Source organism: Microbacterium sp. GbtcB4, assembly GCF_019091465.1.
In the GTDB taxonomy this organism is placed as follows: domain Bacteria; phylum Actinomycetota; class Actinomycetes; order Actinomycetales; family Microbacteriaceae; genus Microbacterium; species Microbacterium paraoxydans.
The window spans coordinates 198072-213393 of the sequence record NZ_JAGXJJ010000003.1 but is presented as its reverse complement, the minus strand read 5'-3'; the positions used below and the strand labels follow the sequence as shown (position 1 = coordinate 213393).

The window sequence follows — 15322 nt, the reverse complement described above, 5'->3', positions numbered from 1 at the left end:
CTCTACGATCTTTCTCATGAGCGGGAGCAAGGCGAAGGCAAGGCGGCAAGCGGCTCGGAGTCGCCCGCTCTATATCGTGAACGGCGGGTACGCCGCGCGGTCTGCCAAGGCAATGCTCGCACTAGACCTTCGCGAGGTCGCGCTCACGCGTGTTACACAGTTCATAGTCGGCTGGTTCAGGGCGGCCTTCGACCAGTCGCTTCTCATCGCAGACTTGACGATGCAGGGCAGGGCGAGCGCAGCAGCCCCCAATCGCCGTCTGTTCGCCGAGCTAGCGGTTCGCCTCCATTGGTTGAATGACCTGCCTAAGGCGGAGCGGCCGGGAGCGGTGGACGCAGCGCTGGACTGGGAGCGGAAGAACCAGGAGAAGACCTTTGAGCACATGCGTCAGATGGGGTGGGAGAGTGAAGTCGATCTCACGGAGATGCGGGAGTTCGTGCTCAACGTCACCAGCAATGGTGAGGTCAGAAATCAGGCGGAGAAGTTCGCCGCAGCCGCCCACGCGACTGAGGTTAAGAACGCGGGGCTCTACCGAGCCTGGCGTGAGGAGAGTTCATACGCGCACGCCACTGGCTTTCTAGCTGGTTCCTACGCGCCCGCGGAGCATAACAGGTGGCTCGGATCTGACCGGCCGCCAGTCGCTGATCCTGATCTGGAGACGCACCGACTTACACAGCTCTTCATCGTGGCGATGACCTACAGCCTTCTCCGGGACGAAGGGATAGACGAAGAGGTCGCCGAGAAAGTGATAGGCGCCTATATGGGCGTGTGAGTCGAAACTTGCCAGACGTCGGCGAAGACGTCGTGTACTTGCTGAGCACGCTCGGGTGGTCAGCCACGTCGCTTTCGGATGCGCGTGACGTTCTCAGGCTGAGGGTTTTGGAGACTAATCACTTCTTGGATGAGCGCCTGATTTTTAGTGCGCAACTCGGCAACTTCGGCCTCCAAGTCGTCTATTAGCAGTGCTTGTGCATCGAGCTTGGTCTGCAGCGATGCTTCGCTCGCACTGCGCGACTCCGGACGCACGTGGCGGCCACGAGTTGACGAGTTCTTGCGTGCTTGGTCAACGAGGTCCTTCGCTTTAGGTGTGGTGTAGATGTAATTCCGCGAGACGCCCGCGCGGTCCGCTACAGCGCGTAGCGTCACACGTTCGTCTGAACGGAGTAGTTCATTGACCGCGCGCGTTACAGCAGCCAGACTCTCGAGCGATCTACGTCGCGCAGCGTCTGCAAGCGCATCGGTCATGCGGCTACCCTCCTTGCGACTGGTCCTCGATCTTCTCGAGCTTCGCAATCAGTTTAGACAGAGCGAAGAACGGCTTCCTGTTTCTTTCGACGATCCGCTGGTGGCCGGCGTCCTCGGCGAGCTTCATCATCGTCTCGTGTTCGTCGCGCTGCTCGCGCAGTACCGGCAAGTACTCCGGGGTGGTAATGAACAGAGGACAGTAGAGACACGCGTTCGCGTGCTCACACTCCTCGCTGCACGGCATCCCGCATCGCCCGTTGGGAAGTGCTTGCGTCGCGCCGCCCATGAAGGCGTGCGTCCACGCGGCCTCCATCTCCACGCTGCCCGGAGCATAGAGAAGGTCGCCGTCGCTATTAACAGCAAGGGACTGCTCCCACTCATCCCTGACTTTCGCTTCTGTCATGTGCGCGTAGATCTCGGTTGTTCGCGTCGAACTGTGACCGAGGAGGTCTCGAATCGCGGTGAGGGACATTCCCTTTTCGAGCCATTCGGTCGCGTTCTGATGCCGGAACATATGCGGAGTGATTGTGACCGGGTTGCCCGCGGTATCGGTGAGCTCGAGGAGGCGGCTGAGTTTCGCGAGTTCCGCGTTGATAATGGTCAACATGATGACCTTGTCAGCGTCATCGCGCGCGAACAGCATCCGAGAGTTGGGGTACCTTGCGACCTTGTACTTGATATGAGCGTTGATGCTCTCCGCCAGCTCCGCACTGATAGGGATGACCTTCTCGTCGCCGGCCTTGCTGTTCAGGTAGACGAGCGACCAGCGGCCGTCGCCGAGGTTCAAGACAGAGTCCACGGTGATCCCCAGGCAGACGTCCTTGCGGCGCAGCCCCGTTGAGGCCATGATGAGGATCGCCATGCGGCAGTCGAGGTCTTCAACCAACTGCAGGTTGCCGGGATCACGAAGACGCGCCGCGTTCATCTTCCCGATGAGCCTGGGCACTCGTTTGGTGATTTTTGGTGTCTCTCCGCGAAGCCACTTCGCCCCCGAAGGGATTGCGGCCCAACCGTTTACGGCGGCTTCTTCAAGGAAGACGCCGATGCCACTGATGATCTTCGTGCGGTACTTCGCGGAGAACCTGGTTCCATCTCTCTTTCTCATGGAATTGATCACCGCCAGATAGTCGAGCAGCACGTTCCGTGAGACGCCAGACCAGGTCTCGATGCCCCTCTCTGTCAGCCATATCGTAAATTCGGTGAGCCACCCCACGATTGCATGGATGTGGGTGGGAGTCGCGCTCTCGGCGTTCAACCTGTAGTTCATCCACCGAACGATGGTGTCGCGGAACTCGTCGTTGCTCACCAGGTTCAGATTGACAAAGAGGCTGTGTCCGACGGAGCCAATACCGAGGTACCGTCGCGTTGGTTCCTGTCCGTGAACGAGGCACACCTCGTCTAGCGCGTCAAGAAGAAAGGAGCGCACGGACGTGTACTCTCCTCCGCAGTCCCTCGCGATGGCCTCGATGAGGAGACCGTTGTGGCGAATCGACACGAGGCTTCGGACATGCCGAGCTTTCAGTGCGCGAGCGAGGCGAGTCACAATCTCCGGCCTGGTGATGCGCCTACGACGGCCTCGCTGTTGGAGCCCGTAGGCGAGCTCGTCGCGCACCGTCTGATTCCCCGCAGCGGCCACATCGAAGTAGCCGAGGGTCGTAAAGGAGTCCTTGTGAACTGCGAGGTTCTTCGCAGTAGCAGCCCATTCCCTCCAGTCGGTCGCGTGACTCTTGGCAAACGCGGCGCCGTGAGGCTTACAGAGTTGACGCTCTTTGAGCCGAGTGATTCTGGGGCAGTCGTTCACCGCGCAGATCTTCCTCGAGTATTGACCTTCTGGGTCAGCCTGGATCGGATCTTCGAGGAAGCGTGCTTCTAGGAGTCTCCTAATCTGATCTGGAGCATCGTCACGTGGTTCTTCGGCGGATTTCATGTCCAGACACCTGCGTTCTCTATTTCGTTGCGGACAGACTCGACGTCCACGTGGTTGTAGGTCTCGAGAGTGGTCATCACAGTCGAGTGGGTAGCGAGATAGGCGACGGTGCTCGGCGAGACGCCGCGAGAGAGCAACCGGGTGATGTACGTGTGCCTGAAGGTATGCGGTGACCACCGGTGAACACCGGACTTCTTTCGCAGCCGAATCACCAGTCGCTCCACGGCGCCGTACGACATCGGCCGACCGATCTCCCCCGCCCACAGGTTGACGAACACGAAGTCCGAGTCGACGTCGCGGTACTCGTTGTGCTGGTACGCGGCGTACATGCGAATCACGTACGCCGGGACCGGCACCTCGGCAAAGTTCTTGCTTTTGTTGCGTGCCTCAGTTTCGGCGGTCGCATCTTCGTCTGGGAGCACGCGGATCGTGGAGCGTGAGATGCGAATATCGGAATGACGAAGAAGTAGCGCCTGCCCAATTCGCATTCCCGTTTCGTAAAGAAGTGCGAAGAGGAACTTGTCACGAAGGCGGTTGCACGCGTCGATGATTGACGTGACCTCGTCGTCCGAGAGTACGTGTCGAACCTCTCCGGCGCCTTTGAGGCGAGGCCCGACGCGAATGATCTGGCGGCCATCCTCTGTGTACTTGTTCTTCGAACGACGCGCAGTGAGGAGGAGGTGGCTGTACACGCCGTCTCCTCTCGCGTCGGCGAGAAACAGCGCGAATGACGAGACGGCTGAGAGTGCACGATTGACCGTCGCCTTGGCGCGCTTCCCTGCTGGGTTTGCCCTCGTCACGAGCTCAGGCGAAGGAGCGCGCATAAAGGCAATGAACCCTGCAAGCACCTCGTTGGTGACGGCGGCCCATGTTGTCTTCTCCGACTCGAGGAAGCCATGGAAGTGAGCCAGGTCCGAGGCGTATGCCTTGATCGTGTTCGGGGATCGTTCAATCGAGTGCTGGTAGCGGAGGAACGCAGTGATGTCCCCGAGGGGAACCCCCCGGGCGTCGACGACAGCCCAACGCTCGGGAGTCTCAACTCTCACTGCAGACGCCACTATGACCCTCCGTCGATGACACGATGGGGTCAAACATGTCATCGACGCAGGATCTTGTCAAGTCGATGACTTCGATTACACCTTACCGGTATGGTAGGAATAACACCGTACTTGTAATACGGGGGTTACGGGTTCGAGTCCCGTAGTCGGCTCATACGGGAAGGCCCGCATCCCCCGGGAGACACGGGGAATGCGGGCCTTTCGCGCATCTCGGCGAGGAGTGCTGCACACTTCCACCGGCACCCACGGCGCCAGCGCTAGGCTCTGCGCATGAGCGAGCCCGCGGACGAGCCCGGCCCGTCGCTGATCCCGCAGCGGCTCGCACTGCAGCGACGGAGGATGTGGGCGATCGTGCTCGCCGTGTTCTGGACGGTGAGCGCCGCCTGGTGGCTGAGCTCTGGTCTTCTGACAGGTGCGCCGTGATGTCAGGGCGCCCGCATATCGCGTAGCACGTCGGAGGGTGTTATGTTACTGGGGTGCAGGTGGTCGGCACCCCGCCCCGGCCACCTGCGCATCTTTCCGCCCCGCCACGGGAATGTTCGTGCCGCTCACAGCGGTTGTCTCGGACATGACCCGCATCGGCTCCAGTGACCTCGACGTCTTCCCCCTCGCCCTCGGCGGCAACGTGTTCGGCTGGACCGCCGACCGTGACGCCTCCTTCGCCGTCCTCGACGCCTTCGTCGACGGGGGTGGCGACTTCATCGACACGGCGGACTCCTACAGCGCATGGGTTGCCGGCAACGAGGGCGGCGAGAGCGAGACGATCATCGGTGCATGGCTCGCGTCGCGGCGGCCCCAGGGGGTCGTCGTCGCGACCAAGGTCAGCCAGCACCCGGCCTTCCGCGGTCTGTCGGCCGGCAACGTCCGTCGGGCGGCCGAAGCGTCGCTCGCTCGCCTCGGAGTGGACGAGATCGACCTCTACTACGCGCACTTCGACGACGAGTCGGTGCCGCTGGAGGAGACCGTCGAGGCGTTCGGCGCCCTCGTCACGGACGGGCTCGTGCGGCACGTGGCGGTGTCGAACTACACGGCCGACCGCATCCGGCAGTGGATCGACATCGCGGACCGCCTCGGCGTCGCGCGACCGGTCGCCGTCCAGCCGCACTACAACCTCGTGCACCGCAACGACGTCGAGGACACCATCATCCCCGTCGCTGAGGAGTTCGGGCTGAGCCTCGTGCCGTACTACGCGCTGGCGAGCGGCTTCCTCACCGGCAAGTACCGTTCGACGGATGCCGGGGGAGAGGGGTCTCCGCGGGCCGCCGGCGCCGCGAAGTACGCCACCGCGGCTGGACTTCGGATCATCGACGCGCTGGATGAGATCGGCGCCGCGCACGACGCATCCGTCGCCGCGACGGCCCTGGCCTGGCTGCGGGCGCAGCCGACGGTGGTGGCGCCCATCGCGAGTGCCCGGACGGTGGATCAGGTTCCGGATCTGCTCGCCGGAGCGCGGCTGGAGCTGTCGACAGAGGAGGTCGAGCGCCTGAACCGCGTGTCGGCCTGGACGCCGCCACAGGACTGACCCGCTCTCACCGCCCGACGAGGCCGAGCCGGTGGGCGAGGATCACAGCATGGATCCGATCCCGCGCCCCGAGCTTCGCCAGGATCCGCCCGACATGCGTCTTGACGGTGGACTCGCCGACGTAGAGGGTCGTCGCGATCTCGGCGTTGGTGAGCCCCTGGCCGATCGCGAGGAACACCTCGCGCTCGCGCTCGGTCAGGGAGCGGTACCCGGCATCCTCGATCTCGTCGACGGGGGAAGTGCCGAGCTGCGGGCCGACGTGCTCGATCAGCATGCGCGTGATCCTCGGCGCCAAAGCGGCGTCCCCGCGGTGCACGGCACGGACGGCGGAGAGCATCTCGTGGCGCTGGGCGTCTTTCAGGAGGAACCCGCTGGCGCCGGCCCGGATCGCGCCGAAGGCGTACTCGTCGAGGTCGAAGGTGGTGAGGACGAGCACCTTCGTCTCGGGGTGGGCGCCGACGATGGCCGTCGTCGCCGCGATCCCGTCGAGCTCGGGCATGCGGATGTCCATCAGCACGAGGTCCGGGGCGAGCGCGGCGCTCTGCGCGATCGCCGCCTTCCCGTCGGCGGCTTCGCCGATCACGACGATGTCGGGCTCCGCCTCCAGGACCATGCGGAACCCCAGGCGGATCAGCTCCTGGTCGTCGACCAGGAGCACACGGATGGGTGATGTCATCTGTTCTCCTCCTCTGTCGGCAGCACGGCGCGAAGGATCCATCGGCCCGCACCGTCCGGCCGTGACTCCAGTGTGCCGTGCACGTGGGCAGCGCGTTCCTGGAGACCTCGGAGACCGAAGCCTCCCTCGCCCGGAGAGCCCGCGACGCCGTCGTTGACGATCTCGACGACCACGGTAGCGGGCGCGTACTCCAGACGCACGGCCGCGGCCGTCGCGGTCGGCGCGTGCCGCATCGCGTTCGTCACCCCCTCCTGCACGATCCGTCCGAGCGCATGGGCGACGTCGGACGAGACATCCGCCTGCCCCGTCGTGGCGAGGGTGACCGGATAACCGGTCCGCTGCGCCGCCGCGACGGTCTCCTGTGGAGAGGCGGGCGAGACCGGCGCGAGGAGGAGCGGGGCGTCGTCGTCCCGGAGCACGCCGAGCATCGCCCGCATCTGCGTGAGCGCGCTGCGGGCGGTGTCCGCCGCAGAGGTGGCCGCCGCGCGCGCCTGTTCGCGGTCCGGGGTGGCGGCCGCACCCTCGGACAGCGCCACGACCACGGTCAGGGAGTGCGACACGATGTCGTGCATCTCGCGTGCGATCCGCGCCCGCTCCGCCGCTGCGGCGAGCTGCGCCTGCTGGTCGCGCTCCACGAGGAGCTGCCGGGAGCGGTCGATGACGGCGTCCAGGTAGCGCTTCCGGTTGCCGACGTTCGCGCCGATCAGAGTGCCGATGAGGCCGAGCACGACCGTGCCGAGCAGGGCGTTGACCGCCTCTTGGAGTGTGAAGACGCCGGCCCAGAGGAGAAGCCCGGCTCCCGAGGCGCTGGCTGCGACGCCGATGCCGAAAGCGGTCCACGCGGCACGGGTGGAGCGGTAGACGGCGAGGGAGTAGCCGGCGAAAAGCAGCAGCGGGCTGCTTCCCGGCAGCGCGGTGAAAAGCAGGAAGACCTCGAGCAGGATCGCGGCGATCGCGGGGAGCCACGGCTTCCGTCGGCGCCAGAGCAGGGTGGCGGAGGCGGCGACCACGCAGAGCGGCAGCAGGGCGGCGAGCACGAGCCCGACGGGGCCGCGGTCGGCATCGTCGATGCGCGCGGCGGGTGTGATCGTGAGGACGATGCAGAGCAGGGTGAGCAGGACGTCGGCGAGGACGGGATGGCGCGCCCAGAAACGCCGGAACACGCCGGGAGGACGAGGGAGCCGCAGCCCCTCGTCCTCCCGGACGGTGTCCGTTCCGCGTCGCTTCGCCGGCACCCGGTCTCCTACGCGTCGCGCGTGCGGAGGACGGCCCACGCGGCCAGCAGACCGCCGACCACCCAACAGCCGAGGGTGAGGAAGGCGACTGGCGCATCCAGTGTCGCCGCGTCACCGCGCAGGATCGCGCTCTGCGCGGCGGCGACCGGCAGGTAGGCGGAGGCGTCGATCACCCAGGCCCAGGCCTCTCCCGCCATCGCGAAGAAGCTCGCGACGATCGGCAGGACGAACAGCAGACCGACCGTCGCCGCGATCGCTCCGGCACCCGAGCGCAGGATGAAGCCGAACGCCACGCCGATCAGCGCGAAGACGGCCATGGCGAGGGAGGCGACCACGATCGGCAGGACGGAGGCCGCGGGGTCCGACCAGTCGATGCCCTGCTCCCATCCCGCGACCACGGCGGACACGGCGACCGCGGCGACGCCGAAGATGACCAGCGACGACAGGAAGAGGAAGCCCGCGAGCACGAGCGACTTCGCCAGCAGCACGGACCCGCGGATCGGGTCGGCGGTCAGCGTCGAGCGGATCATGCCCGTGGAGTACTCGCCGGTCACCGAGATCGCTCCGATGATGCCGGCGAGCAGCATCGTGAACTGGATCGGCATGACGACGGCCTGGATCGGGTCGAACCCGGGGGCATCGATCGCCTGGGCGATGAGGACGGCGATGCCGATCGTGAGCACGGCGGCGATCGCGATGGACCACCACGTCGACCGGAGGGTGATGAGCTTGATCGCCTCGCCGCGCACGGCTCGTGCGAAGGTGAGGCGGCGACCCGAGTCGACGGCGGGGGGCGCGACGGCCGGGGTCGTCACGGCGGGGGCGGCGGTCATGAGAGCTCCTTCGTGCGGTACTCGACGGCGTCGCCGGTGAGGGCGAGGTAGGCCTCTTCGAGGGATCCGGTGGTCGGGGTGAGTTCGTGCAGCGGGATCCCGCGCTCCGCGGCGAGGTCGCCGATGCGCGCTGCCGGGAGCCCCGCGATGTCGAGCAGATCGGGAGCGGCGCTGACGATCTCCACGTCCGGACCGCCCACCGCGGCCACGAGGTCGGTGGGGCGGGGTGTCCGCACGCGCACGCGGTTGGTCGTCCAGGAGCGCACCAGCTCGGCCAGCGGAGCGTCGGCGAGGACCTTGCCCCGTCCCATCACGATGACGTGGTCCGCGGTCTGCGCCATCTCGCTCATGAGGTGACTGGACAGCAGGACCGTCCGGCCCTCGGAGGCGGCATGCCGGACGAACTGCCGCACCCAGCGGACGCCCTCCGGGTCGAGGCCGTTGACCGGCTCGTCGAGGATGAGGGTGTGCGGGTCGCCGAGCAGTGCGGAGGCGATCCCGAGGCGCTGCCCCATGCCGAGGGAGAACTTCCCGGCGCGCTTGCGGGCGACCGCGCCGATGCCGGCGAGCTCGATGACCTCGTCGACGCGCGACGTCGGGATGCCGTGCGTGGCGGCCATGGCCCGGAGGTGGTCGCGCGCGGTCCGACCGGTGTGCACGGCCTTGGCATCGAGGAGCACGCCGACCTCGGTGAGGGGTGCCCGGAGCTTGCGATACTCCTGGCCGGCGACGGTCGCCCGGCCCGCCGACGGACGGTCCAGCCCGACGATCATGCGCATGGTCGTCGACTTCCCTGCGCCGTTCGGTCCGAGGAAGCCGGTGACGGTCCCGGGCTGCACGGTGAAGGACACGCCGTCGACGGCGGTCTTGTCCCCGAATCTCTTGGTGAGGCCTTCTGCGGTGATCATGGTCCCCACGCTACGGACCGCCGCGCCGCGGCGCGTCCTCCTGCAGGACGATTCCCTGGTGCGGTGCGCTCGTCCTCCGGGAGGACGGTGCCGTGGAGGACAGGTGCGCGCGGAGGCTCCGATAGTGTCGAGAGGTGACCCCCGCACGCCGCCTCCCCGCCCCTCTGGCGCTCGGGGGAGCCGTCGCGATCGGAGTCATGACCGCGATCCAGGCGCGCATCAACGGGGTCCTGGGCGTGCGCGTCGACAACGGCATCGTCGCCGGCTTCCTGTCCTTCGCGGTGGGATTGGTGGCCCTCGCCGTGGTCATCTCCTTCCTGCCTTCGGCGCGCCGTGGTGCCATGCGCCTGGGCCGCGGCATCCGCGATCGGAGCATCCCGTTCTGGATGCTCCTCGGGGGCGCCTGCGGCGCTCTCACCGTCTCCACCCAGGGGCTGACGGCGGGCATCCTCGGCGTCTCCCTCTTCACGGTGGGTGTCGTGGCAGGGCAGACGCTGCACGGCCTCGTCCTCGACCGCATCGGCTTCGGGCCGGCCGGCGTCGTGGCCGTGACCCCCGGTCGGGTGATGGGCGGGGTGCTCGCGCTCGCCGCGGTGGGGATCTCCCTCTCGGGCGACGTGCTGGCGACCGCCCCGCTGTGGATGCTGCTGCTGCCCTTCGCCGCCGGCGTCGGTATCGCCTGGCAGGCGGCGACCAACGGGCGGCTGGCACAGCGCGTGCAGTCGCCGATCGCCGCGACACTCATGAGCTTCATCGCCGGGACGCTGGTGCTCGCGGTCGCCGCCGGCACCAGCGTCGCCGTGCGGGGATGGCCGGCCGCGCTGCCGACCGAGCCCTGGCTCTACCTCGGCGGCTTCCTCGGTGCGGGCTACATCCTGCTCGGCGCGTTCATCGTCGCGCACACGGGCGTGCTGCTCATGGGGCTGGGATCGGTGCTCGGGCAGCTCGTGACGTCGGTCGTGATCGACCTGCTCTGGCCGGCGCAGGCGGGACCGGCGCTGTGGCAGGTGGTCGCGATGGTGGTCGTCGCGGTCGGCTCGGTCCTCGTCGCGGTGCCCTGGCGTCGCCGCCGGCTCTAGGAGCCGCTCTTCTTGGCGGCCTTCTTGGCTTTCTTCTTTTCCCTCTTCTTCGCCTTCTTGCGCGCCTTCTTCTCGGCCTTCTCGGCCTTCTGCTTCTCGGCCTCCTGTGCGGCCGCCTCAGCAGCCGCCCGCGCCTCCGGAGAGAGTTTCGGCGGTCGGGTCAGGAGCGCGCGGGCGTCGACGGTCTTGCGGCGGCCCGGGCTCTTGCCCTCGGGTTTCGCCCCGACATAGAGCCAACCGAGGAGCTCCTCGTGCGGCCCCAGCCCGTGCATGCGCGCGACCGGCTCCGAGCGCGTGTAGTGTCCGGTGCGCCAGATGACGCCCCACCCCGCCTCATCGAGCAGCAGGCTCAGCACATGCGCGACCCCGGAGGCCACCGCCTCCTGCTCCCAGCGCGGGACCTTCTCGCTCGGACGGTAGCTCGCGACCACCGCGATGAGGAGCGGAGCCCGCAGCGGCTTGGTCGACGGCTCCGCGTCCCCCTGAGCCTCGGCGATCGCGGCACCGAGCGCCTCGCGGTCCGCGCCGCGGAGCTCGATCAGACGCCAGGGACGCAGCGAGGAATGGTCGGCGACGCGGCCGGCGGCGCCGACGAGCGTCACCAGCTCCTCGCGCCCCGGAGCGGTGTCGCCGACCTTCGACCAGGACTGCCGTGCGCGGACGGCGTCGAGGGCGCTCACGACTCGTCGGGCGTGAAGTTCAGCGCGATCGAGTTCATGCAGTAGCGGTCACCGGTGGGGGTGCCGAAGCCGTCCGGGAAGACGTGGCCGAGGTGCGAACCGCAGGTCGCGCAGCGGACCTCCGTGCGCACCATGCCGAGACTGTCGTCCTCGAGCAGCTCGACCGCATCCGGCCGGACCGACTCGTAGAAGCTCGGCCAGCCGCAGCCGGAATCGAACTTCGTGCCGCTCTTGAACAGCTCGGCTCCGCAGGCGCCGCAGGTGTAGAGGCCGGCGCGCTCCTCATCGAGCAGCTCACCGGTCCACGCCCGCTCGGTCGCCGCCTGGCGCAGCACGGCGTACTGCTCTTCGCCGAGCTCGTCGCGCCATTCGTCTTCGGTCTTGTTCACGCTGTAGGGCATCGTGTCCTCCTGAGTCCCCTCCATTCTCCCTCGTGCGGGGGCGTCGATGGCGCTTCGCGTCAGAATGGACGCATGACCGACGCCGTGCAGGAGCGCTATGCCCGATTCGCGGCGACGGAGGCTCCTGGGCGCAGCGCGCTGTACGCGGAGTGGGCGGCCGGGGTCGCCGCCGACGACGAGATCAGCGAGGTGCTGCTGCGGATCCCCGCGACCCGTCGCCAGCCTCCGCTCGTGTTCGCCGTGTCCCGCCTGCTCGGCGCCGGTCACGGTCCGTACCGGGAGTGGCGTCGTTTCGTCCTGACCAATGCCACTCGACTCGTCGAGGAATGCACCAGGCGGGCTCTGCAGACCAACGAGCCCCTCCGCACCGCGGCACTGCTTCCGGTGCTCTCCGAGATCGAGGGCCCGATCGCGCTGCTGGAGGTCGGCGCCTCCGCCGGCCTCTGCCTCTATCCCGATCGCTACTCGTACCGTTTCATCGACGACGGCGGGTCCGTTCGTCGCGCGCTCGACCCCCTCGACGGTCCCTCCACCGTGGTACTGGAGAGCACCGTCACCGGCGACCTCCCCCCGCTGCGCATGCCAGAGGTGGTGTGGCGCGCCGGGATCGACCTCGCCCCGCTGGACGCGGCCGACGAAGAGGATCGGCGCTGGCTGCGGGCCCTCGTGTGGCCGGGAGAGGTGGGGAGGGAGCAGCGCATCACCGCCGCCCTCGACATCGCGGCCGCCGAGCCGCCGCTTCTCGTCGCCGGAGACGCAGCCGCCCATCTGGAGGAGCTGGCAGGAGCCGCTCCGGCGGATGCCACGCTGGTGATCACGACCCCCGGGGTTCTCGTACACATCCCCCGGGAGCAGCGGGAGGCGCTGATCGAGACGATCGCGGCGCTGCCCGCGCGCTGGGTCACGATCGACCCGCCTGCTCTCCTCGGGGTCTGGGACCCACCCATCGTCGCGGAGGCCTGGCCCGGCTTCGTCGTCGCGCTCGACGGGCGGGTGCGCGCCGCTGCCGACCCGCTCGGCGCCCGGTGGGAGTGGCGCGCGGGCGATCCGTCGACCACGACCTAATCTGAGGGCATGCCCGCTGACCACCTCACGGAACGCGATCGCGCGATCCTCGCCCTGGAGGCCGCCTGGCCGCGCCACGGCGGTATGAAGGAGGAGGCGATCCGTGCGCGACTGGGCATGAGCGCGGCGCGTTACTATCAGCTGCTCGCCCGTCTCATCGACTCCGAGGCGGCCCTCGCCTTCGATCCGATCCTCGTCCGCCGACTGCGTCGACTGCGGGACGCCAGAAGCGCCCGGCGCACGTCCCGGATCCCCGGGTTCACCGGATGACCTGATCCTGCGGGGTCGGGCTCGTCGTGGAACGGTTTGCCAGCGACGTGCCGCTAGCATCGAGGGGTGTCCAAGCCCCCCCGTGACCGTTTCGACGAGGTTCCCCGTTCCACCGGACGTGTGGGAGCACACCGCGCCGAAGCTCCGGGGATGAACGGCTGGGTCGTGCTCCTGTGGTCGTTCGTCGCCGCTCTCGTGCTCATCATCGCCGGTATCTTCGGCGCTCTGGTCGTCATGGGACGGATCGACCTCTTTCCGGAGCCGACGTCGTCCGCGGCTCCCACGCCTGAGCAGACCGGGGTGATCGACCCGACCTACTCGGTGCTCATCCTCAACGCGACCCCCGACAGCGGGCTGGACGAACAGATGCGCGACACCCTCATCAACGCCGGGTGGGCGGCGGCGACCGTGCTCGCCAGCGACAGCGCCAGCGACGACTTCGAGACCACGACCGTCTACTACGTCAGCGCCGAGGACGAGGAGGCGGCGAAGGGCCTCGCCGGCGTCATCGGCGGCGCCGAGGTACAGCAGAGCGACTACTACGCCGGCCAGACGGAGGACGGGCAGAAGCAGCTCACCATCGTGATCGGCGTCGACCGGGCGGCATCGGTGCCCGAGACTCCCGCGCCCTGACCGTCGCCCGACTCCCGGACGACGCGGCTTGCACTCGATGGTGTCGAGTGCCAGAATGGCGTTAGCACTCTCTCACTCTGAGTGCTAAACCCACCGTCTACGTCCAGGAGGGACGACAAAACTCATGGCAAAGATCATCGCCTTCGATGAGGAGGCCCGCCGCGGCCTCGAGCGTGGCCTCAACATCCTCGCCGACGCGGTCAAGGTGACCCTCGGCCCGCGTGGTCGCAACGTCGTGCTCGAGAAGAAGTGGGGCGCCCCCACGATCACGAACGACGGTGTCTCCATCGCCAAGGAGATCGAGCTGGACGACCCGTACGAGAAGATCGGCGCGGAGCTCGTCAAGGAGGTCGCCAAGAAGACCGACGACGTCGCCGGTGACGGCACGACGACCGCCACGGTCCTCGCCCAGGCCCTGGTCCGCGAAGGCCTGCGCAACGTCGCGGCCGGTGCCGACCCCATCTCCCTCAAGCGCGGCATCGAGAAGGCCGTCGCCGCCATCACCGAGGAGCTGCTGAGCACGGCGAAGGAGATCGACTCCAAGGAGCAGATCGCCGCGACCGCCTCCATCTCCGCCGCCGACCCCGCGATCGGCGAGCTCATCGCCGAGGCCATCGACAAGGTCGGCAAGGAGGGTGTCGTCACCGTCGAGGAGTCGCAGACCTTCGGCACCGAGCTCGAGCTCACCGAGGGCATGCGCTTCGACAAGGGCTACCTGAACCCGTACTTCGTCACGGACCCGGAGCGCCAGGAAGCCGTCTTCGAAGACCCGTACATCCTCATCGCGAACCAGAAGGTCTCCAACATCAAGGACCTCCTGCCGATCGTCGACAAGGTGATCCAGGACGGCAAGGAACTCGTCATCATCGCCGAGGACGTCGAGGGTGAGGCCCTCGCTACCCTCGTGCTGAACAAGCTCAAGGGCATCTTCAAGTCGGTCGCCGTCAAGGCTCCCGGCTTCGGCGACCGTCGCAAGGCGCAGCTGCAGGACATCGCGATCCTCACGGGTGGCCAGGTCATCACCGAAGAGGTGGGCCTGAAGCTCGAGAACGCCACGCTCGACCTGCTGGGTCGTGCGCGCAAGGTCATCGTCACCAAGGACGAGACCACGATCGTCGAGGGTGCCGGTGAGGCCGACCAGATCGAGGGTCGCGTCACGCAGATCCGTCGCGAGATCGAGAACACCGACAGCGACTACGACCGCGAGAAGCTGCAGGAGCGTCTGGCGAAGCTCGCCGGTGGCGTGGCCGTCATCAAGGCGGGCGCTGCGACCGAGGTCGAGCTCAAGGAGCGCAAGCACCGCATCGAGGACGCCGTCCGCAACGCGAAGGCCGCCGTCGAGGAGGGCATCGTCCCCGGTGGTGGCGTCGCGCTCATCCAGTCCGGCACGAAGGCGCTTGACGCGCTCTCGCTCGAGGGCGACGAGGCGACCGGTGCGAACATCGTGCGCGTCGCGATCGAGGCTCCGCTGAAGCAGATCGCGCTGAACGCCGGCCTCGAGCCGGGTGTCGTCGCCAACAAGGTCTCCGAGCTCCCCGCGGGCCAGGGCCTGAACGCCGCCAGCGGCGAGTACGGCGACATGTTCGCACAGGGCATCATCGACCCGGCGAAGGTCACGCGTTCCGCGCTGCAGAACGCCGCGTCGATCGCCGGCCTGTTCCTCACGACCGAGGCCGTCGTCGCCGACAAGCCCGAGAAGGCTGCTGCTCCCGCGGGTGACCCCACGGGCGGCATGGACTTCTGATCCTCTGAGAGGTTCAGAGACCCCGTCTCACACAGAAAGCCCCCGG

Annotated in this window: 16 protein-coding genes and 1 pseudogene; 8 read left to right on the top strand and 9 right to left on the bottom strand. The window is 67.5% G+C overall.

Annotated features, from left to right (window positions below; all coding sequences use genetic code 11):
- The first annotated feature begins 16 nt into the window (after positions 1–16).
- A complete protein-coding gene (locus KVS71_RS06950; RefSeq protein ID WP_217584203.1) occupies positions 17–772 on the top strand; it encodes a hypothetical protein in 756 nt (251 codons plus the stop codon).
- A 59-nt stretch (positions 773–831) separates the two neighbouring features.
- On the opposite strand, the gene KVS71_RS06945 is transcribed toward KVS71_RS06950, so the two are convergent.
- From KVS71_RS06945 to KVS71_RS06935, 3 genes are read right to left on the bottom strand one after another with little or no spacing between them, the layout of a single operon-like run.
- Positions 832–1245: a DUF6262 family protein gene (locus tag KVS71_RS06945; protein WP_217584202.1), complete on the bottom strand. Its 414-nt coding sequence runs from the start codon at positions 1243–1245 to the stop codon at positions 832–834.
- Between the two features lie 4 nt (positions 1246–1249).
- Positions 1250–3172, bottom strand: a complete 1923-nt coding sequence (locus tag KVS71_RS06940) for a tyrosine-type recombinase/integrase (protein ID WP_217584201.1) — start codon at positions 3170–3172, stop codon at positions 1250–1252.
- Positions 3169–4230: a tyrosine-type recombinase/integrase gene (locus KVS71_RS06935; protein ID WP_217584200.1), complete on the bottom strand. Its 1062-nt coding sequence runs from the start codon at positions 4228–4230 to the stop codon at positions 3169–3171. Before KVS71_RS06935 ends, KVS71_RS06940 begins: the two co-directional genes overlap by 4 nt.
- A 270-nt stretch (positions 4231–4500) precedes the next feature.
- Between KVS71_RS06935 and KVS71_RS06930 the strand changes: the two genes are divergently transcribed.
- Positions 4501–4653: a hypothetical protein gene (locus KVS71_RS06930; protein WP_217584199.1), complete on the top strand. Its 153-nt coding sequence runs from the start codon at positions 4501–4503 to the stop codon at positions 4651–4653.
- Positions 4654–4798: 145 nt separating this feature from the next.
- Entirely contained in the window at positions 4799–5752 is a 954-nt protein-coding gene (locus tag KVS71_RS06925) for an aldo/keto reductase (protein WP_217584198.1), read from the top strand.
- 7 nt (positions 5753–5759) lie between these two features.
- Here the strand turns inward: KVS71_RS06925 and KVS71_RS06920 are convergent, their stop codons facing one another.
- Genes KVS71_RS06920 through KVS71_RS06905 form a run of 4 tightly spaced genes read right to left on the bottom strand, consistent with a single transcriptional unit; the run spans position 5760 to position 9404 of the window.
- Complete coding sequence (locus KVS71_RS06920) at positions 5760–6428, bottom strand: response regulator transcription factor (RefSeq protein WP_217584197.1); 669 nt, start codon at positions 6426–6428, stop codon at positions 5760–5762.
- Complete coding sequence (locus KVS71_RS06915) at positions 6425–7663, bottom strand: sensor histidine kinase (RefSeq protein ID WP_231919649.1); 1239 nt, start codon at positions 7661–7663, stop codon at positions 6425–6427. Before KVS71_RS06915 ends, KVS71_RS06920 begins: the two co-directional genes overlap by 4 nt.
- Positions 7664–7671: 8 nt before the next feature.
- Positions 7672–8496, bottom strand: a complete 825-nt coding sequence (locus KVS71_RS06910) for an ABC transporter permease (RefSeq protein ID WP_217584196.1) — start codon at positions 8494–8496, stop codon at positions 7672–7674.
- Positions 8493–9404, bottom strand: a complete 912-nt coding sequence (locus tag KVS71_RS06905) for an ABC transporter ATP-binding protein (protein WP_025105520.1) — start codon at positions 9402–9404, stop codon at positions 8493–8495. Before KVS71_RS06905 ends, KVS71_RS06910 begins: the two co-directional genes overlap by 4 nt.
- 164 nt (positions 9405–9568) lie before the next feature.
- Between KVS71_RS06905 and KVS71_RS06900 the strand changes: the two genes are divergently transcribed.
- Positions 9569–10483 (top strand): DMT family transporter, encoded by a 915-nt coding sequence (locus tag KVS71_RS06900; RefSeq protein ID WP_060921936.1) that lies wholly within the window; start codon positions 9569–9571, stop codon positions 10481–10483.
- A gap of 149 nt (positions 10484–10632) precedes the next feature.
- On the opposite strand, the pseudogene KVS71_RS06895 reads toward KVS71_RS06900, so the two are convergent.
- Both KVS71_RS06895 and msrB read right to left on the bottom strand, forming a co-directional pair.
- Positions 10633–11163: pseudogene (locus tag KVS71_RS06895) on the bottom strand (nitroreductase family protein); the annotation flags it as partial.
- The gene (gene msrB, locus KVS71_RS06890) at positions 11160–11564 is read right to left on the bottom strand and encodes a peptide-methionine (R)-S-oxide reductase MsrB (RefSeq protein ID WP_025105523.1); all 405 of its coding nucleotides are present in this window, start codon (positions 11562–11564) and stop codon (positions 11160–11162) included. The pseudogene KVS71_RS06895 and the gene msrB, both read right to left, overlap by 4 nt.
- Before the next feature lie 72 nt (positions 11565–11636).
- Between msrB and KVS71_RS06885 the strand changes: the two genes are divergently transcribed.
- From KVS71_RS06885 to groL, 4 genes are all read left to right on the top strand, one after another.
- Entirely contained in the window at positions 11637–12629 is a 993-nt protein-coding gene (locus KVS71_RS06885) for a DUF2332 domain-containing protein (protein ID WP_144882426.1), read from the top strand.
- A gap of 9 nt (positions 12630–12638) precedes the next feature.
- Complete coding sequence (locus KVS71_RS06880) at positions 12639–12899, top strand: DUF3263 domain-containing protein (protein ID WP_217584195.1); 261 nt, start codon at positions 12639–12641, stop codon at positions 12897–12899.
- A 66-nt stretch (positions 12900–12965) separates the two neighbouring features.
- The gene (locus KVS71_RS06875) at positions 12966–13532 is read left to right on the top strand and encodes a LytR C-terminal domain-containing protein (RefSeq protein WP_231919648.1); all 567 of its coding nucleotides are present in this window, start codon (positions 12966–12968) and stop codon (positions 13530–13532) included.
- 124 nt (positions 13533–13656) lie between these two features.
- Positions 13657–15276 (top strand): chaperonin GroEL, encoded by a 1620-nt coding sequence (gene groL / locus KVS71_RS06870; protein WP_025105526.1) that lies wholly within the window; start codon positions 13657–13659, stop codon positions 15274–15276.
- The last annotated feature ends 46 nt before the right edge of the window (positions 15277–15322 follow it).

What these genes read in the sequence shown, in the direction of transcription:
- KVS71_RS06940 (WP_217584201.1), bottom strand. Translation starts at nt 3,172, where the DNA reads ATGAAATCCGCCGAAGAACCACGTGACGATGCTCCAGATCAGATTAGG.
- KVS71_RS06910 (WP_217584196.1), bottom strand. Translation starts at nt 8,496, where the DNA reads ATGACCGCCGCCCCCGCCGTGACGACCCCGGCCGTCGCGCCCCCCGCC.
- KVS71_RS06885 (WP_144882426.1), top strand. Translation starts at nt 11,637, where the DNA reads ATGACCGACGCCGTGCAGGAGCGCTATGCCCGATTCGCGGCGACGGAG.
- KVS71_RS06930 (WP_217584199.1), top strand. Translation starts at nt 4,501, where the DNA reads ATGAGCGAGCCCGCGGACGAGCCCGGCCCGTCGCTGATCCCGCAGCGG.
- KVS71_RS06880 (WP_217584195.1), top strand. Translation starts at nt 12,639, where the DNA reads ATGCCCGCTGACCACCTCACGGAACGCGATCGCGCGATCCTCGCCCTG.
- KVS71_RS06925 (WP_217584198.1), top strand. Translation starts at nt 4,799, where the DNA reads ATGACCCGCATCGGCTCCAGTGACCTCGACGTCTTCCCCCTCGCCCTC.
- KVS71_RS06920 (WP_217584197.1), bottom strand. Translation starts at nt 6,428, where the DNA reads ATGACATCACCCATCCGTGTGCTCCTGGTCGACGACCAGGAGCTGATC.
- KVS71_RS06945 (WP_217584202.1), bottom strand. Translation starts at nt 1,245, where the DNA reads ATGACCGATGCGCTTGCAGACGCTGCGCGACGTAGATCGCTCGAGAGT.
- KVS71_RS06905 (WP_025105520.1), bottom strand. Translation starts at nt 9,404, where the DNA reads ATGATCACCGCAGAAGGCCTCACCAAGAGATTCGGGGACAAGACCGCC.
- groL (WP_025105526.1), top strand. Translation starts at nt 13,657, where the DNA reads ATGGCAAAGATCATCGCCTTCGATGAGGAGGCCCGCCGCGGCCTCGAG.
- msrB (WP_025105523.1), bottom strand. Translation starts at nt 11,564, where the DNA reads ATGCCCTACAGCGTGAACAAGACCGAAGACGAATGGCGCGACGAGCTC.
- KVS71_RS06950 (WP_217584203.1), top strand. Translation starts at nt 17, where the DNA reads ATGAGCGGGAGCAAGGCGAAGGCAAGGCGGCAAGCGGCTCGGAGTCGC.